We start from the raw sequence: 25,606 nt of genomic DNA, 5'->3' as shown, positions 1-25,606 counted from the left end.
CCCTTTTTTTCGTTCCCTCGCCATTATCAATATCTTCCGGCCACAATCAACTCGCGTGCATTTGCGTGCTTTCGGACCTCGTTTGCGACAAAATCGTGAAAATGTCGGCATTTCGCGCCGTTATGTCGAAAAGCGGATGGCCCCAGAAATCTGTGTGTTTCCAGCGGCCATACTGTTCAATCCACCTCATCGCCTCCAAAAGACGCTGATGCGGAATCAGCATGTTTGGCGCGTACCAGTGAAAAGCGCGACGGTGTCCGGAGAGTGGATGATGGCAAAACTCTATTTCAATTATTCGACAATGAATGCCGGCAAATCGACCATGCTGCTGCAGGCGTCCTACAATTATCAGGAGCGCGGCATGCGCACGCTGATTTTCACCGCAGCTTTCGATCACCGCGCTGGCGTCGGCCGTGTGGCCTCGCGAATCGGCCTCTCCTCCCCCGCCCTCACCTTTGACGAAAACACCGATCTGTTCGCCGAGGTGTCGGCGCTCCATTCCGAGGCGCCCGTCGCCTGCGTCTTCATTGATGAGGCAAATTTTCTCTCCGAACACCACGTCTGGCAGCTTGCCGACATTGCCGACCGGCTGAATATTCCGGTCATGACCTATGGCCTGCGCACGGATTTTCAGGGAAAACTTTTCCCGGCCTCGAAAGAACTGCTCGCCATCGCCGACGAACTCCGCGAAATCCGCACCATCTGCCATTGCGGCCGCAAGGCGACGATGGTCGCCCGCTTCGACAATGAAGGAAAGGTCGTTACGGAAGGCGCGCAGATCGAGGTCGGGGGTAACGAGAAATATGTATCCTTCTGCCGCCGCCATTGGGTGGAGACGGTGAACGGCGGCTAACGGTCTGCGTCGCGTTGCCGCATTTGATTTTTCGCAAAGATCGCTCCCCCGCCCTTCGCTAGAACGGCAGCGACACATCCCAGCTGGATGTGCTTTCGCTCAGGAGCAAGATAATGCTGAACAGAACTTCCAGATTTGCAAGCGTCGCTGTCGTCGCGTGCCTTTTCGCGCTTCCCGCACTTTCTGCTGAAATCGAGGTGAAGATGCTGAACAAGGGCAGCGACGGGCAGGCGATGGTATTCGAGCCCGCGACCGTCAAGGCCGCCGTCGGCGACGTCATCACCTTCGTCCCGGTCGACAAGGGTCATGATGCCGCAGCCGTCAAGGAGATGCTCCCGGAAGGTGTCGCCGATTTCAAGGGCAAGATGAACGAAGCCGTGACGGTCACCGTCGAGAAGGAAGGCGCTTACGTCGTTAAATGCACGCCGCATCTCGGCATGGGCATGGTTGCACTCGTCGTTGTCGGCGAAGGGACGCCGGCCAATCTGGACGCCGTCAAGAACGGCAAGTTGCCGAAAAAGGCCCGGGACCGGCTGAACGACGAAATCGCCAAGCTTGGCCTCTGAGCTCCTCCGCCTGCATCCGTGACGCCCCGCTTCTTCGCCTGCCGTGAGATGGCGCGGCATCCGTCACGGACCGCAGGTTGAGAAAAGTTTCGCAATCATGTTGTATCGAGATTGACCGGGACATATCTGGAAGCGGTCATGCGGTTTGCGCCAGGCGCCAAACGCTTGAAAACGGAACAGCTGTTCCAGCATCCAGCCAGCTGGCAGAGGAGACTATGACGACATGATCGACCGGATCACCGCGCTCATTCAGGCAGGCTTCAGCGCCATCGGCAAAGCCGCCGGTCTGCTCGTCGCCTGGCTCCTGTGGCCATTCATGGCGGCCCATGGCTGGTACAGCGGTCGAAACTGGCTGATCAAGGGGCCGATCGCCCTCATCGTCATCCTGCTGGCCGGCTTTTACGGTTACTTTGTCTGGCAGACCCAGGTCTGGACAAATTTCGATCCGGACTATGTCGCCCGTTACAAGCTTGAGGAACGCACCGTACCGCCCGGGCAGGAACTGCCCGCCGTAACGCCGACCGCGCCGGCCGGTGCAACCGGTGTTGCCGCAAACACCTCCGCCCCGGTCTGCCAGCGCTCGGCCATTGTCGATGCTGCCGCTGACCTGACGGACTTTAATGTCAATCAGAACGCCTGGATTTCCTCCATGCTGCTCTATCGTCTCGGCCTCTTCGGTATGGACTGGGACAGCACGCCCTTTCTCGATAACAAGGCGTCGTTCCAGCGCGGCGTGAACCAGGCCGTGCGCCGCACTGCCGTGGAGCTGGTGGACACGCTTGGCCGCGTGCGCGGCACGTCGGGCATCAACAACAATCTCCAGGAAGCGCGTGGAAACATGCAATTCAGCGAATATTCCTGGTATTTCGGCCTCGATCCTTTCGGCCCCAAGACACCGACGCCCAGCTATTATCGGGCCGCCATCCGCAGCTTCCAGGCGTTCAACGGCGAACTCGTCGCCTGCAAGGCCGTCTTCGATACCCGCGCCGACAACCTCATTCAGTTCATCGACCGTATCGCCGGCGATATCGGCTCCACATCCGCCATTCTGCGTGAGCGTTCGGAAAACTACAATGGCGGCTGGTTTGACACCCGCGCCGATGACCGCTTCTGGTTCGCTTATGGCCAGCTCTACGGGTATTACGGCGTTCTCTCCGCCGCCGGATCGGATTTCGCGCAGGTCATCCGCGAGCGTAACCTCACCAACCTCTGGAACGATACATTGTCGCAAACCCGCGCGGCGCTGCGCATCCAGCCGGCGATCATTTCCAATGGTGAGGAAAGCGGCTGGATCATGCCGTCGCATCTCGCGACAATGGGCTTTTACGTGTTGAGAGTTCGCTCCAACCTCGTTGAACTGCGCTCTGTCCTCGACCGATAGACCCTTGGTCCCCAAGCCAGAGTCGCAGGGTGCACCGGTTAGTTGATCAACCGCAGGCGTATGGCCTTTGCGACGAGCTGCGCGCGGTTGACACAGTCCAGCTTGCGGATGGCGTTGTTCATGTAGGCATTGACCGTGTGCTCGGAGATCGAGAAGAGGTCGGCGATCTCGACAGAAGTCTTACCCTGGGCTGTCCAGCGGACCACGTCGAGCTCGCGTTTCGTCAGAGGCGATCGCCCCTTGGCGCCGCCCTGACATAGGCCGTCATAAACCTGCAGCGCGTGCAGCGCGATCATGCTCAGTTCATTCAGGCACGCCTGGGGCAACACGTCCCGGTCGCCCGCGAAGTTCATGAGATGACGGGTGCCCGACATGTCGTGCACCGGCAGCATGACACCGGATGTCATGCCCATGGCTTTCAGGGCGTCCGAGGCCTCCAGTAACGACGGACTGGCAAGGGCGGGATCTTCCAGCGACCAATATTGCGGCATCATCGACGATGCTCCCCGCTTGATGACAAGACAGTCGCCGAGGGCGCCGTTTTGCGTCATCGCATTGACGACCGCGATCGGCAGGCTGCTTTCAATGATCGTCGGCAGGGAAAACGAGTTTTGCCCGCCTGGCAGCCGGATCAGCGTGACATAGGCATAACCGAAGGCGCGCATTACCTCCTGCAGCGCTTCCAGCCATTTTATCTTGTCGGCTGTCGCTGAAAGTTCCTGGCACAACCGCGCCTGTCGCTCTGTCGTCACCATTCGCGCACACCCGTCTGGCCGGCTTCGGTGACCGGACAAAACAGATTTGCAATGGGGGTGAGCAGGGACAGCAGCGTCATCTCGGCAGGTTTGCTTACAAAGCCGGTTTTTCGGGTTTATTTTTTGGCTTGGCCATCAGCTTTTCCAGAAAGCCAAGCATGACCGCCGAGACGACAAAAGCTAGATGGATGATGGTAAACCACATCAGCTTGCTGTCTGTATATTGATTGGCGTTCAGGAAGATTTGCAGCAGGTGGATCGAAGAGATCGCGACAATAGACGAGGCGACCTTGATCTTCAGGCTGCCGGCATCGAGCTTGCCCAGAAACGAAACCTCGGCATCGGCATCATCGAAGCGGCTGACGAAATTCTCATAACCTGAAATCATTACCATCACGATGAGGCTGGCAACTAGCGCCGCATCGATCAGGCCAAGCATGGCAAGGATCATGTCCGCTTCGTCATAGTTGAAAACGTTCTTGGCGACCTTCAGAAACTTGAGCACGAACGAAAACGCGTAAACCGCGAGCGCCGCGACAAGTCCGAGATAAAACACCACGAGCAGCCAGCGGCTGGAGAGAATGATCCGCTCAACGAGCAGTTCAAGAGACTTCATTTCCGTATCCGATTGAGAAACTGTTATTGTCGCGACATGTTTAGACTGGCTGCAAATCACCTAGCAAGCAGCAATGTCGGGACTTTGACCGCACTGTGTTCTTTTCGGCGCGGCTCGCCATTTTTGTCGCAGCCGACAAACGTCATATTTTTGCAACACTACCCGCCGCTGTAAAACATGATGCAAAAAGTCATATATAATATGTTGACTCTTATCGTCATGTTTTTTAGTCCTCGCTTATCGGCTCGCCCGTAACACGTCAGACCAGATCCAGCCGCGCTTGAGTGCGGTGCGCTTTCGCGCGCCCTCACCCATCTGCGCGCAGCATACCCGGGGGTATTCAATGTCCATCTCACGCACGCAGTCCGCGCTGCTCCTGTGCACCGCCATGTCTCTTCTGCCACTCGCCAGCCCGGCCACGGCACAGGATGCCGCCACACAGGCGGACGGCACGACGACGCTCGAAAAGATCGTCGTCAAGGGCAAACGCGTCAAACCGGGCAACGCGCCAGCGGATACCCCGCTTGCTACCGAAACGACGGCTGCGACAATCGAGAAGAAGCAGATCACCAGCATTGAAGACCTCGGTCGGGTCGCCCAGCCCGGCATCTCCTTCAACCGGAACGACGGCTCGGTCAACATTCGCGGCCTTGAAGGCGACCGCGTGCTGACGACCATTGACGGCATTCCCGTGCGTTACCTCTCGGACGCCACGCGAGGCGCAACGGGTGGCCTCGACTCCTTCAACTTCTCATCGCTTTCAGCGGTCGACGTCATGCGTGGTGCCGATTCGAGCAGAGCAGGTTCGGGTGCGCTCGGCGGTGTGCTCGGCTTGCGAACGCTTGAACCAGAAGACCTTATTCAGGAGGGTCGCGACTGGGGCGGCGTCGCTAAGTTCACATTTGACAGCGCCGATACCAGCTATGAACCTTCGATCGCAGTGGCAAAGAAAATCGAGAATACCTCGATCATGTTCCAGGGCGGATATAAGAAGGGCAAGGAGCGCAAAACCAATGGCAGCGTGGATACCTACGGCCCCACGCGCACGAAGGCGGACCCCTCCGACTATGATCAGCATAACCTGCTCTTCAAGTTGCGTCAGGATCTTGAAGGTGGCCATCGTATCGGCCTGACCGCGGAAAGCTTCCGCCGCGACAGGGATACGAACTCCAAAATCAACCAGGCCGCGGTTTTGGGGTCACGCGACAACTATTTGCCGAACGCCTATTTCACGAACAACGCCACCGCCCGCGATCGGATTTCGCTGGATTACTTCTATGACGCCCCTGGCACCGACGGGCTTCTCGACAACGCCTGGGCATCGCTTTACTGGCAAAAGCAGTCGCGTGAAACAGGCTATAACGGCTATCGCTCGACCACTGTCGTCGGCAACATCAGCCGTCTCAATGACTATGACGAGAACAGTTTCGGCCTTGTCGGCGCGCTTCAAAAGAAATTCGAGACGGGCCAGCTGTCGCACGACGTGACGTTTGGTTTCGATCTTTCGAGAGCCACGTCAGAACAATATTCTTCTGGTCGCGACAATTGCCGCCTGCCCTATACCGGCGCTTATTCTGCCTGCGCCAACCTGCACACGAACCAGGCCGATACCCCAAAGGTAGACAGCAGCCGCATCGGTTTTTATCTCGATGACCAGATTGCCTTCGGCCAGACCGGTTTTACATTGACGCCGGGGCTGCGTTTCGACTGGGTACAGCACACCCCGAAGATGACGGCAGAATACGCCCGCAACACCAATCGCCTACCGCTTCCCGGCGAGTTTGACGACGTTGCGGTCTCTCCCAAGCTACGCGCAGGCTACGACCTCTCGGAAAAGGTTGAGCTTTACGCACAATGGGCGATGGGCTTCCGCGCACCGAATGCGGGTGAGCTATATAGCGTCTTTGGTGGCCCCGGGACCTATTTGCGGCTTGGCAATCCGAACCTAGAATCCGAGACCAGCAATGGTTTCGATATCGGCGCAAATCTGGGAGACGACGATGTCGGCGGTCGCATCAACCTCTTCTACAATCGCTACAAAAACTTCATCGACACGGCCAGCCTGACGTCGGCGCAGGCAGCTGCGCTCGGCTACAACCTCAACAATTATCGTCAGGGCGGCATCACACGCCAGGTTAATCTCGACCGCGCGCGCATCTATGGCGCCGAACTATCGGGACATGTCCGCTTCGACAATGGCTTCAGCCTGCGTGCTGGATTGGCCTATGCGAACGGCAAGAACCTCGACAATGGCGCCTTCCTGCAATCAGTCGCTCCATTGAAGGGCGTCATGAGTGCTGCCTATGATGCCGAAAACTGGGGCGTCGGCCTGGACTGGATCGTCGCCAATGGCGGGCGCGGCAACGACATCGTGGCCAATGGTCAGAGGACCTACTTCGCGACGCCCGGCTACGGCGTTGTAGACGTGACTGCATGGTACGAACCGGAACAGGTTAAGGGCCTCCGCATCAATGCCGGTGTCTATAACGTCTTCGACAAGACTTATTACGACTATGCGACGGCCCGTAAGGGGGGCGCGCAATCCAACGAATACTATTCCGAACCAGGTCGCACCTTCAAAATCTCCCTGACCCAGAAATTCTAAATCCGGGGCGGAAGCATCATCTCCAGTTGGGCGGCCTTCGGGCCGCCCATTTTTTATCAGCGGCAATAGAGATAGCCGCCCTTTCGCTCCAGCACGTCGAGATGCAGGTGATCCTGGTGCGTGGCATCGCTGCCGGGGGACAGAACCGTGCGGAAGAACAGGCAGGCGGCGGCGGTGATGGTGCGCTGGAACGCACCCGCCGGCGTGCCATCCTCGCCGCGCGGTTTCATCACCAGCGGTTCGCCCCTGTCGAAGGAGATCGTGGAAATATCCACGGCATTGCCCTTGGCATGCTCGGAAATTTTGCCATTTTCCGCACTGTTGCGGTTGCGGCAGATATAGGTCGAGGCATTGGCAATCGCCGTCACCTTCTTTTCGGGCATGGCGATCGCAGCCGCCGGCAGCATTATTTCCTTTGTCCAGCGAGAAAGAGCAAGGGCCGTCTCGCAGCGCATGGTGCCGGCGGGCTCAAGCTTGATGCCTGGCAGAACGACCGAAAGCTCGACGGGCGATTCGATGCCGCATCCCTGTTCCTCGTCGCGGATGGGCTCAAGCGGTTTGAACTCCGCGCCGATCTCCTTCAACGCGCCAAGGCATGCCTGGAGTGCGGCCGGGTCCTCAGGCTTTACCGGTTCCGGTATTTGTTCATCGGGTTTGGCCGCCTCGTCAGCGGGTTTCTGCTGCCCTCCGCCATCGTCCCCCCGGCTCTGAGGGGCGGTTTCATCGATCTTTTTGTCAACGGGCGTTTTCTCAACGGGCGTTTTCTCGCCATCCGGTTTCCGCTCGGAACCTGTCGGTTTTACTGCGGGCTTCTGCTCCGCGTCAGGCTCAGGCTTCGGCACAGGTTTCGGCGCTTCCGCCGGATTTTGCGGCGTTCCGTCAGCTGGCTTTTCCGAAGGCGTAACGGCCTGCCCCTCGCCGGGTTTCGGCTGTGGCAACGGCACCTGCGCCGGCGGTTCGGAAGCGGAAATCAAGGCGAGGCTGACAGCCAGAAGACACAGGCGATGAAGCATTTTACGGGGCACTCCTGACCATTTCGGCAGGGAAGCAACGCGGCGGCGGCCCGTAAGGTTCATTCATCCGGCGAAATCCGCTTGCCAAGGCGGAGCGTGCACGCTAACAATTTTCCCATGAATATCCTGTCTAAGAACATTGCTAACTGGTGGTGGAGCAGCTTTACGCGGCCTTGACCAGTCATGTCTTCAGACAAAGTCCAAGCCGCCCGAATTTTCAGGCGGCTTTTTTGTTATTTTTGCCGCCTGTCATCGGGCCTGAACAACAGGAAGTACGAAAGAAATGGTAACGATCATTCAGGATGACGGAGCGGAAACCTACGAGACGAAAGGCGGCATCAAGGTCAGCCGCAAGCGTCGCGCCGCCGATTATGCCAATGCCATCGACAACTATGTCGAAAAGCTCGATTCCCATCGCGGCGCGGTTTTTTCGTCCAACTATGAATATCCGGGCCGTTACACCCGTTGGGATACGGCCATCATCGATCCGCCGCTGGGCATTTCCTGTTTTGGCCGCAAAATGTGGATTGAGGCCTATAATGGCCGTGGCGAAGTGTTGCTCGATTTCATTACCGAAAAGCTGAAGGCGACGCCCGACCTTACCCTTGGCGCCTCATCGAGCCGCCGTCTTGATCTTACCGTCAACGAACCGGACCGCGTCTTCACCGAAGAAGAACGCTCGAAAATTCCGACGGTCTTTACCGCCCTCAGAGCCATTGTCGATCTCTTCTATTCGAGTGCGGATTCGGCCATCGGCCTGTTCGGCGCCTTCGGTTACGATCTCGCCTTCCAGTTCGACGCCATCAAGCTCTCGCTGGCGCGCCCGGAAGACCAGCGCGACATGGTGCTCTATCTGCCAGACGAAATTCTTGTCGTGGACCACTATTCCGCCAAGGCCTGGATCGACCGCTACGACTTCGCAAAGGACGGCGTGACGACAGACGGCAAGTCTTCCGACATTACCCCCGAGCCCTTCAAGACCACCGACACGATCCCGCCCAAGGGCGATCATCGTCCCGGCGAATATTCCGAACTTGTTGTGAAGGCCAAGGAAAGCTTCCGCCGCGGCGATCTGTTCGAGGTCGTCCCCGGCCAGAAGTTCATGGAACGCTGCGAAAGCAACCCGTCGGCGATTTCGCGCCGCCTGAAGGCGATCAACCCCTCGCCCTATTCCTTCTTCATCAATCTCGGCCATCAGGAATATCTGGTCGGCGCTTCGCCGGAAATGTTCGTGCGCGTCTCCGGCCGCCGCATCGAGACCTGCCCGATTTCCGGCACCATCAAGCGCGGTGACGATCCGATCGCCGATAGCGAGCAGATCCTGAAGCTGCTCAACTCCAAGAAGGACGAATCAGAGCTCACCATGTGCTCGGATGTCGACCGTAACGACAAGAGCCGCGTCTGCGAGCCGGGCTCGGTGAAGGTCATCGGCCGCCGCCAGATCGAGATGTATTCGCGCCTCATCCACACAGTGGACCATATCGAAGGCCGCCTGCGTGACGACATGGATGCCTTCGACGGCTTCCTCAGCCACGCCTGGGCCGTCACCGTCACAGGTGCGCCGAAGCTGTGGGCCATGCGTTTCATCGAAGGTCATGAAAAGAGCCCGCGCGCCTGGTATGGCGGTGCGATCGGCATGGTCGGCTTCAACGGCGACATGAATACCGGCCTGACGCTGCGCACCATCCGCATCAAGGACGGCATCGCGGAAGTGCGCGCCGGTGCGACCCTGCTCAACGATTCCAATCCGCAGGAAGAAGAAGCCGAAACCGAACTGAAGGCATCCGCCATGATCGCCGCCATCCGTGACGCGAAAGCGACCAACGCCGCTGCCACCAAGCGCGATGCCGCGAAGGTCGGCACCGGCGTCAAAATTCTGCTCGTCGATCACGAGGACAGTTTCGTGCACACGCTGGCGAATTATTTCCGCCAGACGGGTGCAACGGTCTCGACCGTTAGAACACCTGTCGCAGCTGAAGTCTTCGATCGGTTCCAGCCGGATCTCGTCGTCCTCTCCCCCGGACCGGGCAACCCGACGGATTTCGACTGCAAGGCGACGATCAAGGCCGCCCGCGCCCGCGAACTGCCGATCTTCGGCGTTTGCCTCGGCCTTCAGGCTTTGGCGGAGGCCTATGGCGGCGAGTTGCGCCAGCTTGCGGTGCCGATGCATGGTAAACCGTCGCGCATTCGTGTGCTGGAGCCCGGCCTCGTCTTCTCCGGCCTCGGCAAGGAAGTCACCGTTGGCCGTTATCACTCGATCTTCGCCGATCCCACCACCCTGCCGCGTGATTTTATGATTACCGCGGAAAGCGAAGACGGCACGATCATGGGCATCGAACACGCCAAGGAGCCGGTGGCCGCCGTTCAGTTCCACCCGGAATCGATCATGACGCTCGGCCAGGACGCCGGCATGCGGATGATCGAGAATGTGGTGGTGCATCTGACCCGCAAGGCGAAGACGAAAGCGGCATGATAACGGCTGCCGACGTCATCAGCATCGAGCCGATCAGGGCGGAACACATTGAGAGCTTTCATCGCGCTCTCGATGCGGTGTCGCGCGAACGCAAATATCTGAGCTTCCTGGAGGCGCCGCCGCTCGAAGCGGTGCGCGCCTTCGTTCTCGACATGATCGAAAACGACCATCCGCAATTCGTCGCGATTGCGGATGGCAAAGTGATCGGCTGGTGCGATATCCGCCGCCATGACAGGGCAACCCGCGCCCATTGCGGGACACTCGGCATGGGTATCCTGCCCGCCTACCGCGACAAGGGACTGGGCGCGCGGTTGATGCGGCGGACACTCGATGCTGCCCGCGAATTCGGGCTGCATCGTGTGGAACTGAGCGTGCATGCGGACAACGCCAGAGCGATTGCGCTTTATGAAAAGATCGGCTTTGTGCAGGAAGGCCGAGCGCGCGACGCCGTCCTGATTGACGGGCGTCACATTGACAGCCTCAACATGGCGATCATCTTCGGTTGACGGGCTGACCGCGCCTTAGCCACGCGGAAGCGAGGCGGAAATGCACAGTGCGAATTTCTTCAGAAGCTGTATGTCAAAATGTCCATCGCGCCGTAGCATCCAGGTCAGCGCATCATTCGCTGTCCATGGCTTCTTATAGGGTCTGACCGAGGTGACGGCATCATAGACGTCGCAAATCGCCGCAATGCGCGCGTAAAGGCTGATCTCGCCGCCGGCACGACCGCTGGGATAACCGCCGCCATCGATCCGCTCGTGATGATTAAAGCAGACATCAAGCACCATTTCGGGCATCTGCCCGTCACGCGACAGGATATCGCGCCCGAATACGGGGTGGAGATTGATGATCTCACGCTCCTCGATGGAGAGCCCCTCTGTCTTGTTCAGAATGGATGAGGGGATTTCGACCTTGCCTATATCGTGGAGCAAGCCGCAAACACCGAGCAGGTTGACCGTTTCCTTGTTCAGCCCCAGATAATTACTAAAGAGGATCATGAGGCCGCTGACGGAAACCGAATGCACGAAGGTCGTTTCATCCTTTGACTTCAGCCGCGTGACGCCGATAAAGACGGCCGGGTTTGCCTGAATGGCGTTGGAAATCTTTCCCGCCGCCGCCGTCATTCCCTCGAAGGAAACACAACCGCCACCTCCGGCAACCGAAAATGTCTCAGCGATCGAATCCGCGGCCGAGCGCACCACCTGAGTGACGGCTGCAACCATCAATGGAGACGGATTCGTCTGCAACATGCCGGCATTCGCCGGGTCGTGGCTGGCACCGACATCGCTACCCTTGGCGGTATTGATGACGATGCTTTCCGCTCCGCTTTTTTTCAGTTGCAGCACAGCCTCCTCGCGCTGCAAAAGAAAGCGATGCTTCCGCGCAATTTGATTGTTCGAAACCGTCCCCTCGACGGCCTCGATAAACATGCCCACAGCCAATTGCTGGGTTGAAATTCGTTTCAACATCAGACTCTTTTATTTTCCTTCCCGGGAATGTTACGGTCAAACCGAAATTCGCAAGAACCCGACCGAACCGCCCTCCCTCGAAGCATAAAGCCTTCGCCCTCCCGGCTTTGCTTCAGAATGCGACACTATAAATAAGATAACACGAATATGAAAATTTTTTACTATCACTATATTTAAAAGCGACAAAGAGATGAAGAAAAAAGCTGACAACAACCTCAGAATGTAAATGAGAGAACATATCGCATGCAAACAATACCAGGAGTCGAAGAAAAGGCCATGAGTTCCCAGTTAGAAACGCGCATCGACCAGGGCACTGGCCGAGAGCCGGCAGAGTTGGTTCTCAAGGGCGGTCGCTTTTTCGACCTCGTGACCGGAGAGCTGGTCGCCTCGGACATTGCTATTTGCGGGGATACTGTCGTTGGCACCTGTGGAGCCTATAAAGGCATCCGCGAAATAGAAATTTCCGGAAAAATCGTTGTTCCGGGTTTCATCGATACTCATCTGCATATCGAATCCTCACTCGTCACGCCGCATGAATTCGACCGTTGCGTTCTGCCCTATGGTGTCACCACCGCTATCTGCGACCCGCATGAGATTGCCAATGTGCTGGGCGCGGAAGGGCTTCAGTTCTTCCTCGACAGCGCCATGGAAACGATCATGGACATCCGCGTGCAGCTGTCCTCCTGCGTGCCCGCCACCCATCTGGAAACATCAGGGGCCGATCTGCCGATCGAAAAGCTGCTGCCGTTCCGGCATCACCCGAAGGTCATCGGTCTTGCCGAATTCATGAATTTCCCCGGCGTCATCCATAAGGACCCGGTGTGCATGGCCAAGCTTGAGGCCTTTCAGGGCCAGCATATCGATGGTCACGCCCCGCTTCTGTCCGGAACGGCCCTCAACGGTTATCTCGCCGCCGGCATCCGCACGGAGCACGAGTGCACGAGCGCCCGGGAGGCGCTGGAGAAAATCCGCAAAGGCATGCATATTCTGGTGCGCGAAGGCTCGGTCTCGAAAGACCTGCACGCGCTGATGCCTATCATCACCGAACGCCTGTCACCCTATCTGGCGCTCTGCACGGATGACCGCAACCCGCTCGATATCGCCGAACAGGGCCATCTCGACTATATGATCCGCACGGCGATCGCCAGCGGCGTGGAACCCCTCGCCATCTATCGCGCCGCCTCGATTTCCGCTGCGAAAGCCTTTGGCCTGCGTGATCGCGGTCTTGTCGCGCCGGGATGGCGCGCCGATCTCGTGGTCATCGACAGCCTGCAAAACTGCAAGGCGAGCATGGTGCTCTCCGCTGGTCGCATCGTCGATGACGCCCTCTTTGCCACCCGCAAGCCCGTCGCGCCCGTGGGTCTCGACAGCGTCAAGTCAAGGCCGGTGCTGGCGGCCCATTTCGGCGTGCCCGTCACGGAGGGTGAAAGCCCCGTCATGGGCGTGCTTCCCGGCAAGATCATCACCGAGCACCGCCGCTACAAGCTGCCGACCGACGGCAACCAGACCACGGTCGACCTTGAGAACGACATCATCAAGGTGGCCGTCATTGAGCGTCACGGCAAGAACGGCAACCACGCCAACGGTTTCGTTCAGGGCTTTGGCCTGAAGAAGGGCGCGATCGCCTCCACCGTCGGTCACGACAGCCACAATATCTGCGTCGTCGGCGTGAGCGAAGACGACATGGCGCTCGCCGCCAACCGGCTCGGAGACATCAAGGGTGGTTTCGTTGTGGTCGAAGACGGACGGGTGACCGGCGAAATCGCGCTTCCGGTTGCAGGGCTCATGAGCCTCGAGCCATACGAGACCGTTCGCGATACGCTGCACACGCTCCGAAAAGCAGCCTATGCGCTCGGCACCACACTGGAAGAACCCTTCCTGCAGGTGGCTTTCCTCCCCCTGCCCGTGATCCCGCATCTGAAGATTTCCGATAAGGGCATGGTGGATGTCGACCGGTTTGCGCTGATCTGACAGAGGGATTTCGGACCAAAGTCCGTTGAGCGCAGCGTCCGCGCCTTCGGCGCGGATCGCCTTCTCAGGCCTTGGATTCCGACGGCCATGTGACGTAATAATACCGGTCTGCAACCTTACCGAAGTACGCATTGCTGCCCGTTGTTTTGTCGACATAGCTGCCATTTTTGCCCTTGGACAGGGTCCCGTCGTCACTGCGCTTGAGATGGCCGTTGAGGAAGTCGACCCAATCGGTTTTGCCAATGTCCGTCGCGGCCGTCGACTTCGTGCCTTTCTGGCCTGGATCCCACGCATTGACCGTTTTACCTTTCGTAGGGTCGGAAACCTTCAATTGGCCGGTCGAGAGGGCATCCACCATCGACCGTGCGCGCAGATATTGCTCCGGATCATCCCCTGACGCGGAAAGCTTTGCTTTCAGAGACTGCATGAAATCAGACGACGTCATGTCATCGGTGGGAAAATTGGGCGCGGCGGCAGCGCTCTGGGCGCTTTGCGCGCTTCGAGCCGACTGGGAGGTTCGCGAAGCCTGCGACGTTTGCGAGGATGCAGATGATGCACGAACGGACGACTGCCCGGCAGAAAAGGTGTCGCGGACGGATGATGGCTGTCTCGCCGGCTGCGTTTTGGCGCGCGAAGAACGCGAATTGCCGCCGGAGGACTGGTTCAAACTCTTGAATGAAACAGGCATAACAATATCCCCTGCATCGCCTTCCAGTTGCAAACATGAAATAATTGACGTGAGAAATATTAGCGCCCGAAACTTATGCAAGACTGGAGTTGCTAAATATAAACCTAAACAAATCCGGAATATATTAACATATTTCAATATTTTATTATATGTATTGTTACTCCTGGAGGTGGGATATCAGGGAGCCAGCCTTCGGCGAAAATACACCACGCGCTCCGTCTCCTCAAATCCGAGCGCCGCATGCATGCGGTGAGAGCTGAGATTGGCGATCTCGGCATCGGAGGCGAGTTCGCTGACGCCCTGGGCTATCGCCCACCGGGTTACCTCCGTCACCAGCGCGGCGGCGACGCCCTGCCGCCGATACGCCTCCTCCACGTAAATCCCTTCGAGAAAGGCCACGGGCGACGTATCGCAACCATTGACGTAATCCCGCCGCAAACTGGCCTCGGCGAAACCGATGGCCGATCCATCAGGATCGTGGACGACGAATCCGGCGCCGTTTTCGCAGACATCCTGTAACTCGGCCCTGTGATCGTCCAGCGTCGTATCCGGCCACAGGCGGTGTCGCAGAAGGCACCAGTCATCCGGGTAATCGCCAGCGTTTTGCACTTCATAAGACTTTATCATGCGACGATCCCGCAAAAAACGTCCAGCCCCTCCAGCTTGACGGTGCCGCCATCAAACAACGGCTCGAACCCCGGCATAGGCAGAATTGTGGTTACGCTCATGCCCTTGGGGACGGGAAACTCCACCGGCTTGCGCGTCAGGTTGAAAACAAAGAGCAAAGTGTGCTCCCCTTTATGGCGCGTGAAGGCCAGCACGTCGAGATTGGTTTTCAGGAACGTCATGTCGCCGTCACGCAGCGCGCCATGGCTTTTCCGGAACGACAGAACCGCCCGGTAATGGTTGAGGATCGAGTCCGGCCTGCGTTCCTGCGCATCCGCAGCGTGCATCGCATGCGCATAGGGCACTGGCAGCCACGGTTTCTCAGCGGTTGAAAAGCCGGAATTCTGCTTGCCTGTTTCCCACACCATCGGCGTGCGGCATCCATCGCGCCCCTTGAAGGCGGGCCAGAAGCGAATACCGTAGGGGTCACGCAAATCCGCGAAAGCCAGTTCCGCCTCCGTCAAGCCGAGTTCCTCGCCCTGATAGAGGCAAATGGACCCGCGCAAACTGGCGAGAACGCAGATCGCGAGCTTGGCAACCCGCGTCTGTTCTTCGGCGCCTTCCGAAAAGCGGCTGAGGTGACGCACCACGTCATGGTTGGAAAAGGCCCAGCACACCCACCCATCCGTCACCACCTTACCGAAGGTTTCGACGGATCCGCGAATGTGTTTGGCGGTGAAATCCGGCCCCAGAAGGTCGAAGGTGTAGCACATGTTGAGCTTGTCGTTGCCGGAGGTGTAGGCGGCAACGGTTTTGAGCGATCTTGCCCCGTCTCCCACCTCTCCCACGGTGGCGCGGCCCTCATATTCATCGAGCAGCGCGCGGAAGCGCTTCAGGAATTCGATGTTTTCCGGCCGCGTCTTGTCGTAGAGATGGTCCTGCATGCCGTAGGGATTGACGTCGGAAGCGTCGAGCCCGAAGCTTTCCTCGTCGAACAGCGGCGGGTTGTCGCGCAGAAGCTTGTCGTGGAAATAGTGGTTGACGGTATCGAGCCGGAAACCGTCCACGCCGCGATCCAGCCAGAAGCGTACCGTTTTCAGCAGCGCATCCTGAACCTCGGGATTGTGGAAATTCAGGTCCGGTTGCGACGCCAGGAAGCTGTGCATGTAATATTGCTTGCGCACCCCGTCCCATTCCCAGGCCGGTCCGCCGAATACTGAAAGCCAGTTTGTCGGTGCCGTGCCGTCCGGCTTGGGGTTGGCCCAAACATACCAGTCGGCCTTGCTGTTTGTCCGGCTCGCCCGGCTGCCCACAAACCAGGGATGCTGGTCCGACGTGTGCGAAATCACCTGATCGATGATGACTTTTAAGCCGAGGCGATGCGCCTCGGCCATCAGCGCGTCGAAATCGGCAAGCGTGCCGAACAGCGGATCGACATTGCAATAATCGGAAACGTCGTAGCCCATATCTGCCATGGGCGAGGTGAAGAAGGGCGAAAGCCAGATAGCATCGACACCGAGCGAAGCGATGTATGGCAAGCGCTTGGTGACGCCGGCAAGATCGCCATAGCCGTCGCCTGTCGTATCCTGAAACGAGCGCGGATAGACCTGATAGATCACCGCTCCCTTCCACCAGTCCGATTGCGCTTGGGGTTTGTGGACCGGGGCATGGGATAACGTCATCGGCAATCTCCTGAGCATGTCTGTCGGGAGAATATAAAGCCGATGCCTCCGCGTAAACCTTAACTTCGCACCTGCACAAACGGCGAGAACCGCCCTTGTCAGCAGCCTGCGCTCGTCGTAAGCCGCATGGCTGGAAAATTCGGGAGGATGATGGCGTGGGCGGACGGTTTCTGTCGATTGGCGAATGCATGGTGGAATTGTCGCAGGCCGGCAACGGGCTGCTGCGCAAGGGATTTGCCGGGGATACGTTCAATACCGCCTGGTATGCCCGCGCCTGTCTGCCGCAAGACTGGTCCGTCGATTATTTCACTGCCCTCGGCGATGATCCGCTCTCGCAAGACATGCTGGCCTTTATTGCCGAAGCCGGAATCGGCACTGAAAAAATCCGCCGCATCAAGGGTGGCACGCCCGGCCTCTATCTCATCAACCTGAAGGACGGCGAACGCACTTTCAGCTACTGGCGCAACGCCGCGGCGGCAAAACAGCTCGCTGCGGACGCGGACCACTTGCGTAGAACGGTGGAAAGCGCGGATGTGGTCTATTTCTCAGGCATCACGCTCGCCATTCTCGCCTCCGCGCATGATGTCGATACGTTCCTCGCGGAACTGCGCCGCGCCAAGGCGGCGGGCAAGCTGGTGGTCTTCGATCCCAACATCCGCCCGCGCCTCTGGGCCGACAAGGACGTGATGCTGCAGACGATCTCCAATGGTGCCCGCGCCGCAACGCTTGTCATGCCGAGCTTCGATGACGAGGCCAGCCATTTCGGCGATGTCTCCGTGGAAGCGACCATCACCCGCTACCGTTCGCTCGGTGTTGAAAACATCGTCGTGAAGGACGGCGCCAAGGGCGCAACGCTCGATTTCGGCGGCAGCCGCAGCCACGCCCCGGCGGAAGAGGCCGTGGATGTGGTGGACACGACGAGCGCTGGCGACAGTTTCAACGGCGCCTTCCTTGCCCGCTATGTGACCGGAATCTCTCCGGAAGAGGCCGCCACCTTCGCCGCAAGGGCCGCGGCAACCGTCATCGGCCACCATGGCGCGCTGATCAGCCCGGAGTTGCTGCCGCTGGTCGGCTAACCCCTGGCCGCCGCCGATACCGCCCTGACATGATCCTGTAACACGCGCACCCCATATACGGGCAGAAGCCGGGCAATGGGGATTCGCCCGTGTGCAAATGAGCAGGATCGGTGTTCATGACGAGAATCACGATTGTCACAGATGCCTGGCACCCGCAGGTCAACGGCGTGGTTCGCTCGATCGAGAATACCAATACCGAACTTGCGCGGCTCGGCGTCGATGTGCGCATGGTGACGCCGCAGAGTTTCTATAGCATCCCCTGCCCCACCTATCCGGAAATCCGCCTGTCGGTCGCCGGTTATCGCCGCGTGGCGGCGGAGATCGAAAAAAGCCAGCCTTCCTTCGTGCATATTGCGACAGAAGGGCCGCTCGGCTTCATGGCGCGGCGATGGTGCGTGAAGAACCGCATGCGCTTTTCCACCAGCTACCACACCCGCTTTCCCGAATATGTGGCGGCGCGCTTTCCCGTACCGGAAAGCTGGCTTTATGCCTTCGTGCGCTGGTTCCACAATGGCGGCAACACCTGCATGGTGGCCACCCCGAGCCTTGAGACCGAACTGGAAGCCCGCGGCGTGCGCAACCTGAAGCGCTGGAGCCGCGGCATAGACGCCGACCTTTTCCATCCCCGTCCGAAAACCAAGCTGCCTTTCGACCTGCCGAGACCGATCTTCATGACCGTGGGACGTGTGGCGGTGGAGAAGAACCTGCCGGAATTTCTCGACCTCGACCTGCCGGGTTCCAAGGTGGTGATTGGCGATGGCCCCGCCCGCCACGACTTGCAGGAAAAATATCCCGATGTTCTCTTCACCGGCATAAAGACCGGTGAGGACCTGGCCGATGCCTATGCCCAGGCCGATGTCTTCGTTTTCCCATCCAAGACGGACACCTTCGGCAACACCATTCTCGAAGCGCTGGCCAGCGGCGTGCCCGTCGCCGCCTTCCCCGTTACCGGACCGATCGACATTCTCGGCGGCAACCCGGCTGCCGGCGCTTTGGACAATAATCTGCGCAATGCCTGTCTGGCGGCGCTTCACTGCTCACCACAGGCAGCGCTTGCCCTTTCCAAAAGCTACAGCTGGGAAAAGGCCTCCAAACAATTCCTCGACAATGTCATCCATGCCGCCGGAAAATCTCTGCCGCTGCTGTCCCGTTCGCAGCTTGCCTGAAGGCAAGGCATCCCCGCTTTTTTTGCGCGGGGCCAGTGGACGAAACATGACGGGAATGTCACAAGGCGATCAGGACGCGACTGCCGTTATCTTTAGAACGGGGTCGGGCTGCTGATTGACGTCAGGCGGCTGCCGCGAGATTACGCTGGCCGTCCTTATTCCGACAAAACACGTTTACCAGGCGCCGACCAGCGACTGGCCCGTCAGCGGCACGACCCGTTCCTTTCCATCCCGGTCCTTGACCGAAAGAGATGCGGCCATCTGCTTGGGTGACTTGCGAAACCAGTTGGCGGCGACGCTTGCCATATCTCCGATCGCCGCCTGTTTGTGCCATTCGGCAAAGCGCCTGGCGGTTGCTTCCGGCTCCGAACGATAAAAGAAATCGCCGGATCGGCCGAGATCGTTAATGGATGCCGCCATGGCGGAGAGCGGTCGCTGGAACATTTTTGCCGGCACGGAAAGCGCGTCCCCGCCCTGCGAAAAGGCTGGCGCCATGAAATCGATCGCCCAGCCGTCGGCCTCGATCCAGCAGTGGAAATTTTCGCCCGCGCCCGTCACATAACCGTCGTCGCGATGATCCGCGAACAGGAGCACTTTTCCGCCCAGATTATAGGCCGCAAGCCCACCCTTCGGCACGGCCTTCACCTTGTAATGCTGCTGCAGGATGAAGGCGCCGAAGGTGCTGAAATACATTGAGGCCGAAGCGGGATCGGCGTTCTGCGCCAGGAGCAGGCTGTTGATAACGCGGTAGATCCGCTGATAGTCGGTCTGCTTGATCAGCATGATTTTTACTCTTCAAAACAGGGCGTTGGATGAGCGTCCGCCGCTTGTTTCTTCTCCCCGAGGGGGAGAAGTCCGCGGCAGCGGGATGAGGGGGCGACGGTTAAGATATACGGAGCACTGGCCCCCTCATCCGACCCTTCGGGCGACCTTCTCCCCGGCGGGAGAAGGAACAGGCCGCAACGCCTCACTTCAAAATTAACGCCGCTTCTTCGCCTTGCTCTCAAACGGATTGTCCGAGCCGCGATAATGCACGCGGATTGGCACGCCCGGCATATCGAAATCCTTGCGCAGGCCATTGACCAGATACCGCGTATAGCTCTCCGGAATGGCTTCCGGCCGGGTGCACGAAATCATGAAGGCGGGCGGGCGGGCCTTGACCTGCGTCATATATTTCAGCTTCAGGCGACGGCCGGAGACCGCCGGCGGCGGATGCTGCGTGGTCTGCGCGTCGAGCCAGCGGTTGAGACGGGCGGTCGAGATACGGCGGTTCCAGACCTTGTCTGTGTCGATGATGTTCTGCATCAGCCGGTCGAGGCCATACCCAGTCTGGCCGGAGATCGGCACGGCACGAATGCCGCGCGCCTGCGGCAGAAGACGCTCGGTCTTTTCGCGCAGATCGGCCAGATAAGCCTGCGGGTCTTCCACCAGATCCCACTTGTTGAAGGCGAGCACGGCGGCGCGACCTTCGCGGATGACGAGATCGACCAGTTGCAAATCCTGCTTTTCGAACGGGATGGTGCTGTCGAACACGATGACGACGGTTTCGGCGAAGCGGATCGAGCGTAGCGAATCCGCAACCGAGAGCTTTTCCAGCTTCTCCGTCACCTTGGCTTTACGGCGCATGCCGGCCGTATCGAACATCTTGATGGTGCGGCCGCGCCAGTCCCATTCGACGGAAATGCTGTCGCGGGTGATGCCGGCTTCGGGGCCGGTCAAAAGTCGGTCTTCGCCAAGGAAACGGTTGATCAGCGTCGACTTGCCCGCATTTGGCCGGCCGATAATGGCGACGCGCAGCGGCTTGGTCTCGTCATAGACAGGCTCTTCGTCTTCCTCGTCTTCGCTACCCGGCTCGCTGCGCGGCAAAACGATATCCGTTTCCGCCTCGTCCACCTCAGGCGGGAAGGCCACGTCTTCGCCGATTGCCTCGACGATGGCGTCGCGCAGGTCGATCATGCCCTGCCCGTGTTCGGCCGAGATCGGGCAAGGATCGCCAAGACCGAGCGTGAAGGCATCATAGAAACCGGCGTCGGAACCGCGCGCTTCGGACTTGTTGGCGACCAGCACCACCGGCTTGCCGCGACGGCGCAGCATTTCCGCCAGCGTCTCGTCGGCCGGCGTCAGGCCTGCCTTGGCATCCACGACGAAGAGCGTCACGTCGGCGTCGTCGATCGCCGCTTCCGTCTGGGCCCACATGCGGCCCTGGAGCGTTTCCGGCCCGGATTGCTCCAGACCGGCGGTATCGATGATGGTAAAACGCAGGTCGACGAGTTTTGCCTCGCCCGGACGGCGGTCGCGGGTCACGCCCGGCGTGTCGTCCACCAGCGCCAGCTTCTTTCCGACGAGACGGTTGAAAAGCGTGGACTTGCCGACATTGGGGCGCCCGACTATGGCGACGGTGAAGCTCATTGATCCTGGTTCCTTAAAGCAAGTCTGCCCAAAACGTTACCTGTTTTGGGCAAAGGACATGCGTAAAATAATGCGTTGGATCGCTTTGGCAATGCGAAGATTGTCGGCGCGATCTCGGGTTGGGCAGCGGCGTTAGGCAGCCTTGCCCGAAGCGGTGATGTTGTCGAGCATGATCTGCGCGCGGTTCGCCACATTGCGCGGCGCCTGCGTGTCGCTGATGATCTGCTCGAACCATTGCCTGGCCTTGGCGAAATCGCCAGCCTTATAGGCGGCAAGACCGAGCGCCTCGCGGGCGGAAGCCCGCATGGTCTGGCCATCGGTGCTGAGCGGCTCGGCAAGCGCAGCCACCTGCTCATAGGTGCCGTTATCGACCAGCAGCCAGGCGGCGCGCACCTTGGCGGTATCACGGAAGACCTGCGGCGCGGAATTATCGTTGCCGATTGCCGTGAAGGCGGCAATAGCACCCGCCGCATCGCCCTTTTGGGACAGCAGCGTTGCCGAACGGAACTTCGCCAGAACGGGATAATTGCCGTGACCGGAGGTTTCGAGATCGGCGAAGGCCTTCAGCGCCTCATCCGTCTTGTTTTCCGAAGCAAGCGTCAGGGCCGCCAGGAACTGATCGCCCGAATTGGAAGCGCGGCTGGTGTTCCAGTATTCGTAGATGCCGGCGCCGGCGGCACCGAGAACGACGAGAACGGCGGCACCCACGACCACGATACCGTAACGGCCCCAGAAGCGCGACAGCTGCTCGGAGCGGATCTGCTCGTTCACTTCGCGGATAAAGGTATCATTCTCGTTTGCCATCAAATTCTCCGTTACCCGCGCGGAGATCGTTCCCGATCCATCCGTCCGCGGACATACCAAGCCGCTTACCCGGATCGGCAAAAGAAAGCCAACCGGGGTCATGGTCGGCCTTCTAGCCTATTTTGCCTGATATGTAAGGGGGAAACGTCGATTTCCTACATGGCGATGGGCTGAACGCCGATCAACCATTCGTGCAGTTTCAGGATGAAGGCGCCCCAGAGAACGATGCCACCCACAACGGCGACCAAATCATAGCGGCTTGACACGAAGTTCCGCACCACTTTTTCGCCCGCCCGTTCCCGGCGCTTCAGCGAAATCCGCATCACCACGCCCCAGGCGAGGAACGATACGAAAAGCAGGATGGAAGACGCTTCGCCATTGGCGAGAAGATGCGCAAGCGCCCAGATTTTGACGGCCAGAATGAGCGGGTGTTTGGTCTTCGTTGCAATATGGCCAGCCGGGACGAGGCTGGCGACCAGACAGATCATCGCCAGCAGCATCAGGGTCACGGCGATGTGGCTCATGAAGACGGGCGGATACCACACCATGCCGGTTTCCTGCCGCGCTTCGCCGAAAGCGTAGATGACAAGGCCGAGTGTGACGAGGCTGACGACGGAATACACGCCCTTGAACGGCCCCTCGCCCATCGCCGCAATCATGCGCGCGCGAAACTGCGGTGCGATCACCTTCAGAAGATGGGTGAGCAGGAACAAGACAAGACAGAGTGCGAGAAAAAGCATGGAACACGGCCCCCGAAGTGGAACGAAGCGGTTCAAATACCGCCGTCAAGAACAGGAATTAGGCTGAAAGTCATGAAAACGCCAGCCACTTCAAAGCTTCGCCTCATTCCGCCCGCAAAAGGCCACGGTGTTTCATATGACGGATGACTGATGTTTCGCCCACTTGCCGCCTTTTCCCTGTCGCTTCTCGGCGCCCTTCCCGCTTTTGCGCAAGAGGTGCAGAAGCCGAAGCAGCTCGTCATCGTCTCCTTTGACGGTGCGGGCGACAATACGTTGTGGGAAAGAAGCCGGGCGACGGCGAAAGAAGTCGGCGCGCATTTCACCTATTTCCTCGCCTGTACGCTGGTGATGGATCGCAAGACCAGCGCAAAGACCTATCAGGGACCAGGCCAGAAGGCCGGCCGCTCCAATGTCGGCTTCGGCCAATCACCAGAAGAGGTGGAGGCGAGGCTTAGAAACATCTGGGCCGCTCATCGCGAAGGCCACGAGATTGCCAACCACACCTGCGGCCATTTCGATGGCGGCCAGTGGACCGCCGACCAATGGGACGGCGAATTCACCACCTTCACCAGCACGCTGGAAAACGCCTGGCAAATGATTGGCAAGAAGGGTGAGGAGCCCGAAGGCTGGCGCGAGATGGTGAAGAAGATCAACGGTTTTCGTGCGCCCTATCTCTCGCAGGGCTCGGCGCTCACGACAGCGCAGAAAAAGCACCGTTTCGTTTATGACGCCACCAGCATTACCAAGGGACCGGAATGGCCGGTGGAGCGTGATGGCATCCAGCATTTCGGCCTGCCGCTCATTCCGGAAGGTCCGGGCAACCGCCCGATCATCGCCATGGATTACAACCTCTTCATCCGCCACTCCATCGGCGTCGAAACGCCGGATCGCGCGAAAGAATTCGAGGAGCGCGCCTATACCGCCTTCCGCAACGCTTTCGACCGGCAATATAATGGCGAACGCATTCCCCTGCAGATGGGCTTTCACTTCGTGAAGATGAACGGCGGCGCCTATTGGAACGCCTATGAGCGGCTGCTGCGCGAGGTCTGCCAGAAGGACGATGTTGCCTGTGTCAGCTATGCCGAGGCGATGCCGATGATCGAGGCGCGCAGGAAGCTGAAGACCGAAGGGTAAATTCCTCATACTCTCCGGTTTGCGGCAAAGGTCAAGCACCCACGGCCGTCATACCGGGCTTGACCCGGCATCCAGCGACGGCGCGTCTGCGCCGTGAAAGGTTCTTCGCGATCAAGTTCTTGATCGCACTGAGCCCCGGATCTGCTCCGGGGTGGCGGGTGCCTTTTCCATCAGGGATTGTTCGCCGCCAGTTCGCCGGCTTCCGCTTCCCGCTGCAAATAGCGTTCATCAATGTCCGGCAGCGGCTTGTCGTCGATTGCCGCTTCAAAAGCTACAAGACGCTTGTGGATGGAAAGCAGTTCGATGATCGTCGTCCAGGAATTGACGAGATACTGGAACGAATTGCTGACCTGACCGAAAGCGGTGGCGATCTGCTGGTAGATACCATAGGTGATCTTGCCGGCCACGATGGTGGGAACCAGCATCAGGAGCAGGAACACAGCATCGGCCTGAATGTAGAAATACCGCGCCACGTTGAAATAGAGATAGTGCCAGTACATGCGGAAATAGTTCTTCCGCACATTGGAATAGAGCTCCTTCACTGTCGGCGGCTGGGCACGGTCGGCGTGATCCTCGCCGTATACCAATTCCTTACGATAGGCGGCTTCCACACGCTGGTTGCGGAAGTTCAGGCCGGGCAGCTTGATACCGACCGTCGCCAGCAGCACCGTCCCGAATATGGACCAGACGATCGCCAGCCAGAACAGTGCATGCGGCAACTCGCCAATGATCGGCAGTTCCGAGACATAAGAAGACAGCGCAAACAGGATCGGCAGGAAAACGACGAGGGTCATCACCGAATTGATCAAAGTGATGCCCAGTGCCTCGAGTGTCGAGGAGAAACGCATCGTATCTTCCTGGACGCGCTGGGAGGCACCTTCGATGTGACGCAGCTTTTCCCACTTTGACATGTAGAAGTCGTTCATCGCGGTACGCCAGCGGAAGATATAATGGCTGGTGAAGAAATCCGTGAGAATCGAAACGGCCATGCTGAGAAAGGCGATCTTGGCGAAGACGATCTGGAGACTGTAGAAATCCCAGACTTCAATACCCGGCTGTTTCGAAAGCGCGTTTTGCAGAAGGTCACCGAAAGGCCGGCGGAAATTGTTGATAACGACCGAAATCTGAACGCCGAAATAGGTCACTGCGATAATCAGCAGCGATCCCCAGATGGACCAGTACTTCCAGGGGTGATCCTTGGCGATGACGGTCCAGACGACGCCGAACGCCGCCAGGCACAATGCGAGATAGGCGTAAAAGAACAGGTTTGCCGGGACCAGGAAGTAGCTGAGATCGTAGGGTTCCTGTTCAGGCATTACATAGCCCCAAGACCGGCCTAACCCTTCAACGATGAAGTACCATCCGAGAATGGCGAAAAAAGCCCAGATAATGGCCGACGTGAAGAAGATTTTCGGTTTGGGAAAGAAGGAATGAAACACGTTGTTGGACTCACGCGCGTTTGAAATCAGCCATTATTGGCGAAGCACTAGATGGCCCGAACCTAGGGCAGAAATTTGTGCACAGCAACGGAGAAGCGCGGACCTTAACAAGATGTAAGGCGCGGATAGCTGGTGGATGTCCTAAAAACCTGGAAATGAG

The 25,606-nt window shown here is 58.9% G+C and carries 22 protein-coding genes; 10 read left to right on the top strand and 12 right to left on the bottom strand.

Translation table 11 applies throughout. The features are described 5' to 3' along the window. The first annotated feature begins 271 nt into the window (after positions 1–271). The 3 genes from FS804_RS14090 (at position 272) to FS804_RS14080 (ending at position 2,800) form a co-directional block, all read left to right on the top strand. Positions 272–853: a thymidine kinase gene (locus tag FS804_RS14090; RefSeq protein ID WP_063950810.1), complete on the top strand. Its 582-nt coding sequence runs from the start codon at positions 272–274 to the stop codon at positions 851–853. Positions 854–966: 113 nt separating this feature from the next. Next, positions 967–1,419 carry a pseudoazurin gene (locus tag FS804_RS14085; RefSeq protein WP_063950723.1) on the top strand — a complete coding sequence of 151 codons (453 nt, stop codon included), beginning with the start codon at positions 967–969 and terminating at the stop codon, positions 1,417–1,419. Positions 1,420–1,642: 223 nt separating this feature from the next. Further along, the gene (locus FS804_RS14080) at positions 1,643–2,800 is read left to right on the top strand and encodes a DUF2333 family protein (RefSeq protein WP_144577175.1); all 1,158 of its coding nucleotides are present in this window, start codon (positions 1,643–1,645) and stop codon (positions 2,798–2,800) included. A 38-nt stretch (positions 2,801–2,838) separates the two neighbouring features. Here the strand turns inward: FS804_RS14080 and FS804_RS14075 are convergent, their stop codons facing one another. Beyond that, on the bottom strand, positions 2,839–3,555 hold the full coding sequence (locus FS804_RS14075) for a LuxR C-terminal-related transcriptional regulator (protein WP_144577173.1): 717 nt from the start codon (positions 3,553–3,555) through the stop codon (positions 2,839–2,841). A gap of 94 nt (positions 3,556–3,649) precedes the next feature. Beyond that, positions 3,650–4,171, bottom strand: coding sequence for a TIGR00645 family protein (locus FS804_RS14070; RefSeq protein ID WP_063950726.1), 522 nt, complete (start codon positions 4,169–4,171; stop codon positions 3,650–3,652). A 343-nt stretch (positions 4,172–4,514) separates the two neighbouring features. Between FS804_RS14070 and FS804_RS14065 the strand changes: the two genes are divergently transcribed. Next, positions 4,515–6,776: a TonB-dependent hemoglobin/transferrin/lactoferrin family receptor gene (locus tag FS804_RS14065; protein ID WP_186376809.1), complete on the top strand. Its 2,262-nt coding sequence runs from the start codon at positions 4,515–4,517 to the stop codon at positions 6,774–6,776. Between the two features lie 56 nt (positions 6,777–6,832). Here FS804_RS14065 and FS804_RS14060 read toward each other — a convergent pair whose 3' ends face one another. After that, positions 6,833–7,789, bottom strand: coding sequence for an extensin family protein (locus FS804_RS14060; RefSeq protein ID WP_144577171.1), 957 nt, complete (start codon positions 7,787–7,789; stop codon positions 6,833–6,835). 283 nt (positions 7,790–8,072) lie between these two features. On the opposite strand from FS804_RS14060, the gene FS804_RS14055 reads away from it, so the two are divergent. Next, positions 8,073–10,262 (top strand): anthranilate synthase, encoded by a 2,190-nt coding sequence (locus FS804_RS14055; RefSeq protein WP_144577169.1) that lies wholly within the window; start codon positions 8,073–8,075, stop codon positions 10,260–10,262. Continuing rightward, the gene (locus tag FS804_RS14050; RefSeq protein WP_144577167.1) at positions 10,259–10,768 is read left to right on the top strand and encodes a GNAT family N-acetyltransferase; all 510 of its coding nucleotides are present in this window, start codon (positions 10,259–10,261) and stop codon (positions 10,766–10,768) included. Before FS804_RS14055 ends, FS804_RS14050 begins: the two co-directional genes overlap by 4 nt. 15 nt (positions 10,769–10,783) lie before the next feature. Here the strand turns inward: FS804_RS14050 and FS804_RS14045 are convergent, their stop codons facing one another. Next, the gene (locus FS804_RS14045; protein WP_144577166.1) at positions 10,784–11,731 is read right to left on the bottom strand and encodes an HD-GYP domain-containing protein; all 948 of its coding nucleotides are present in this window, start codon (positions 11,729–11,731) and stop codon (positions 10,784–10,786) included. A 276-nt stretch (positions 11,732–12,007) separates the two neighbouring features. Between FS804_RS14045 and ade the strand changes: the two genes are divergently transcribed. Continuing rightward, complete coding sequence (ade, locus tag FS804_RS14040; RefSeq protein ID WP_186376808.1) at positions 12,008–13,702, top strand: adenine deaminase; 1,695 nt, start codon at positions 12,008–12,010, stop codon at positions 13,700–13,702. A gap of 64 nt (positions 13,703–13,766) precedes the next feature. Here ade and FS804_RS14035 read toward each other — a convergent pair whose 3' ends face one another. From FS804_RS14035 to FS804_RS14025, 3 genes are all read right to left on the bottom strand, one after another. Continuing rightward, on the bottom strand, positions 13,767–14,423 hold the full coding sequence (locus FS804_RS14035) for a hypothetical protein (RefSeq protein WP_246665888.1): 657 nt from the start codon (positions 14,421–14,423) through the stop codon (positions 13,767–13,769). A 144-nt stretch (positions 14,424–14,567) separates the two neighbouring features. Next, positions 14,568–15,017 (bottom strand): aminoglycoside 6'-N-acetyltransferase, encoded by a 450-nt coding sequence (gene aac(6') / locus FS804_RS14030; protein WP_144577163.1) that lies wholly within the window; start codon positions 15,015–15,017, stop codon positions 14,568–14,570. Then, complete coding sequence (locus FS804_RS14025) at positions 15,014–16,678, bottom strand: alpha-glucosidase family protein (protein ID WP_144577161.1); 1,665 nt, start codon at positions 16,676–16,678, stop codon at positions 15,014–15,016. Before FS804_RS14025 ends, aac(6') begins: the two co-directional genes overlap by 4 nt. 155 nt (positions 16,679–16,833) lie before the next feature. Between FS804_RS14025 and FS804_RS14020 the strand changes: the two genes are divergently transcribed. Further along, complete coding sequence (locus tag FS804_RS14020) at positions 16,834–17,754, top strand: sugar kinase (RefSeq protein ID WP_186376807.1); 921 nt, start codon at positions 16,834–16,836, stop codon at positions 17,752–17,754. A gap of 116 nt (positions 17,755–17,870) precedes the next feature. Beyond that, complete coding sequence (locus FS804_RS14015) at positions 17,871–18,920, top strand: bifunctional monoglucosyl/glucuronosyl diacylglycerol synthase (RefSeq protein ID WP_144577159.1); 1,050 nt, start codon at positions 17,871–17,873, stop codon at positions 18,918–18,920. 174 nt (positions 18,921–19,094) lie between these two features. On the opposite strand, the gene FS804_RS14010 is transcribed toward FS804_RS14015, so the two are convergent. From FS804_RS14010 to FS804_RS13995, 4 genes are all read right to left on the bottom strand, one after another. Further along, a complete protein-coding gene (locus FS804_RS14010) occupies positions 19,095–19,703 on the bottom strand; it encodes a DUF2026 family protein (protein ID WP_144577158.1) in 609 nt (202 codons plus the stop codon). A gap of 195 nt (positions 19,704–19,898) precedes the next feature. Further along, positions 19,899–21,329 (bottom strand): ribosome biogenesis GTPase Der, encoded by a 1,431-nt coding sequence (gene der / locus FS804_RS14005; protein WP_004443070.1) that lies wholly within the window; start codon positions 21,327–21,329, stop codon positions 19,899–19,901. 132 nt (positions 21,330–21,461) lie between these two features. Beyond that, positions 21,462–22,133, bottom strand: a complete 672-nt coding sequence (locus tag FS804_RS14000; protein ID WP_144577156.1) for a tetratricopeptide repeat protein — start codon at positions 22,131–22,133, stop codon at positions 21,462–21,464. A gap of 155 nt (positions 22,134–22,288) precedes the next feature. Then, a complete protein-coding gene (locus FS804_RS13995) occupies positions 22,289–22,873 on the bottom strand; it encodes an NnrU family protein (RefSeq protein WP_144577155.1) in 585 nt (194 codons plus the stop codon). Positions 22,874–23,023: 150 nt separating this feature from the next. Between FS804_RS13995 and FS804_RS13990 the strand changes: the two genes are divergently transcribed. Beyond that, positions 23,024–24,007, top strand: coding sequence for a polysaccharide deacetylase family protein (locus tag FS804_RS13990; protein ID WP_144577153.1), 984 nt, complete (start codon positions 23,024–23,026; stop codon positions 24,005–24,007). Positions 24,008–24,177: 170 nt separating this feature from the next. Here FS804_RS13990 and sbmA read toward each other — a convergent pair whose 3' ends face one another. Continuing rightward, positions 24,178–25,446 carry a peptide antibiotic transporter SbmA gene (gene sbmA, locus FS804_RS13985; RefSeq protein WP_144577152.1) on the bottom strand — a complete coding sequence of 423 codons (1,269 nt, stop codon included), beginning with the start codon at positions 25,444–25,446 and terminating at the stop codon, positions 24,178–24,180. Positions 25,447–25,606 lie beyond the last annotated feature (160 nt).

The organism is Agrobacterium sp. DE0009 (assembly GCF_007680755.1).
Lineage (GTDB): Bacteria > Pseudomonadota > Alphaproteobacteria > Rhizobiales > Rhizobiaceae > Agrobacterium > Agrobacterium tumefaciens_B.
Note: the sequence above shows the minus strand (reverse complement) of the source record. Positions and strands in the feature narration are given on the sequence as shown.

What these genes read in the sequence shown, in the direction of transcription:
- FS804_RS14090 (WP_063950810.1), top strand. Translation starts at nt 272, where the DNA reads ATGGCAAAACTCTATTTCAATTATTCGACAATGAATGCCGGCAAATCG.
- FS804_RS14085 (WP_063950723.1), top strand. Translation starts at nt 967, where the DNA reads ATGCTGAACAGAACTTCCAGATTTGCAAGCGTCGCTGTCGTCGCGTGC.
- FS804_RS14080 (WP_144577175.1), top strand. Translation starts at nt 1,643, where the DNA reads ATGATCGACCGGATCACCGCGCTCATTCAGGCAGGCTTCAGCGCCATC.
- FS804_RS14075 (WP_144577173.1), bottom strand. Translation starts at nt 3,555, where the DNA reads ATGGTGACGACAGAGCGACAGGCGCGGTTGTGCCAGGAACTTTCAGCG.
- FS804_RS14070 (WP_063950726.1), bottom strand. Translation starts at nt 4,171, where the DNA reads ATGAAGTCTCTTGAACTGCTCGTTGAGCGGATCATTCTCTCCAGCCGC.
- FS804_RS14065 (WP_186376809.1), top strand. Translation starts at nt 4,515, where the DNA reads ATGTCCATCTCACGCACGCAGTCCGCGCTGCTCCTGTGCACCGCCATG.
- FS804_RS14060 (WP_144577171.1), bottom strand. Translation starts at nt 7,789, where the DNA reads ATGCTTCATCGCCTGTGTCTTCTGGCTGTCAGCCTCGCCTTGATTTCC.
- FS804_RS14055 (WP_144577169.1), top strand. Translation starts at nt 8,073, where the DNA reads ATGGTAACGATCATTCAGGATGACGGAGCGGAAACCTACGAGACGAAA.
- FS804_RS14050 (WP_144577167.1), top strand. Translation starts at nt 10,259, where the DNA reads ATGATAACGGCTGCCGACGTCATCAGCATCGAGCCGATCAGGGCGGAA.
- FS804_RS14045 (WP_144577166.1), bottom strand. Translation starts at nt 11,731, where the DNA reads ATGTTGAAACGAATTTCAACCCAGCAATTGGCTGTGGGCATGTTTATC.
- ade (WP_186376808.1), top strand. Translation starts at nt 12,008, where the DNA reads ATGAGTTCCCAGTTAGAAACGCGCATCGACCAGGGCACTGGCCGAGAG.
- FS804_RS14025 (WP_144577161.1), bottom strand. Translation starts at nt 16,678, where the DNA reads ATGACGTTATCCCATGCCCCGGTCCACAAACCCCAAGCGCAATCGGAC.
- FS804_RS14015 (WP_144577159.1), top strand. Translation starts at nt 17,871, where the DNA reads ATGACGAGAATCACGATTGTCACAGATGCCTGGCACCCGCAGGTCAAC.
- FS804_RS14010 (WP_144577158.1), bottom strand. Translation starts at nt 19,703, where the DNA reads ATGCTGATCAAGCAGACCGACTATCAGCGGATCTACCGCGTTATCAAC.
- der (WP_004443070.1), bottom strand. Translation starts at nt 21,329, where the DNA reads ATGAGCTTCACCGTCGCCATAGTCGGGCGCCCCAATGTCGGCAAGTCC.
- FS804_RS14000 (WP_144577156.1), bottom strand. Translation starts at nt 22,133, where the DNA reads ATGGCAAACGAGAATGATACCTTTATCCGCGAAGTGAACGAGCAGATC.
- FS804_RS13995 (WP_144577155.1), bottom strand. Translation starts at nt 22,873, where the DNA reads ATGCTTTTTCTCGCACTCTGTCTTGTCTTGTTCCTGCTCACCCATCTT.
- FS804_RS13990 (WP_144577153.1), top strand. Translation starts at nt 23,024, where the DNA reads ATGTTTCGCCCACTTGCCGCCTTTTCCCTGTCGCTTCTCGGCGCCCTT.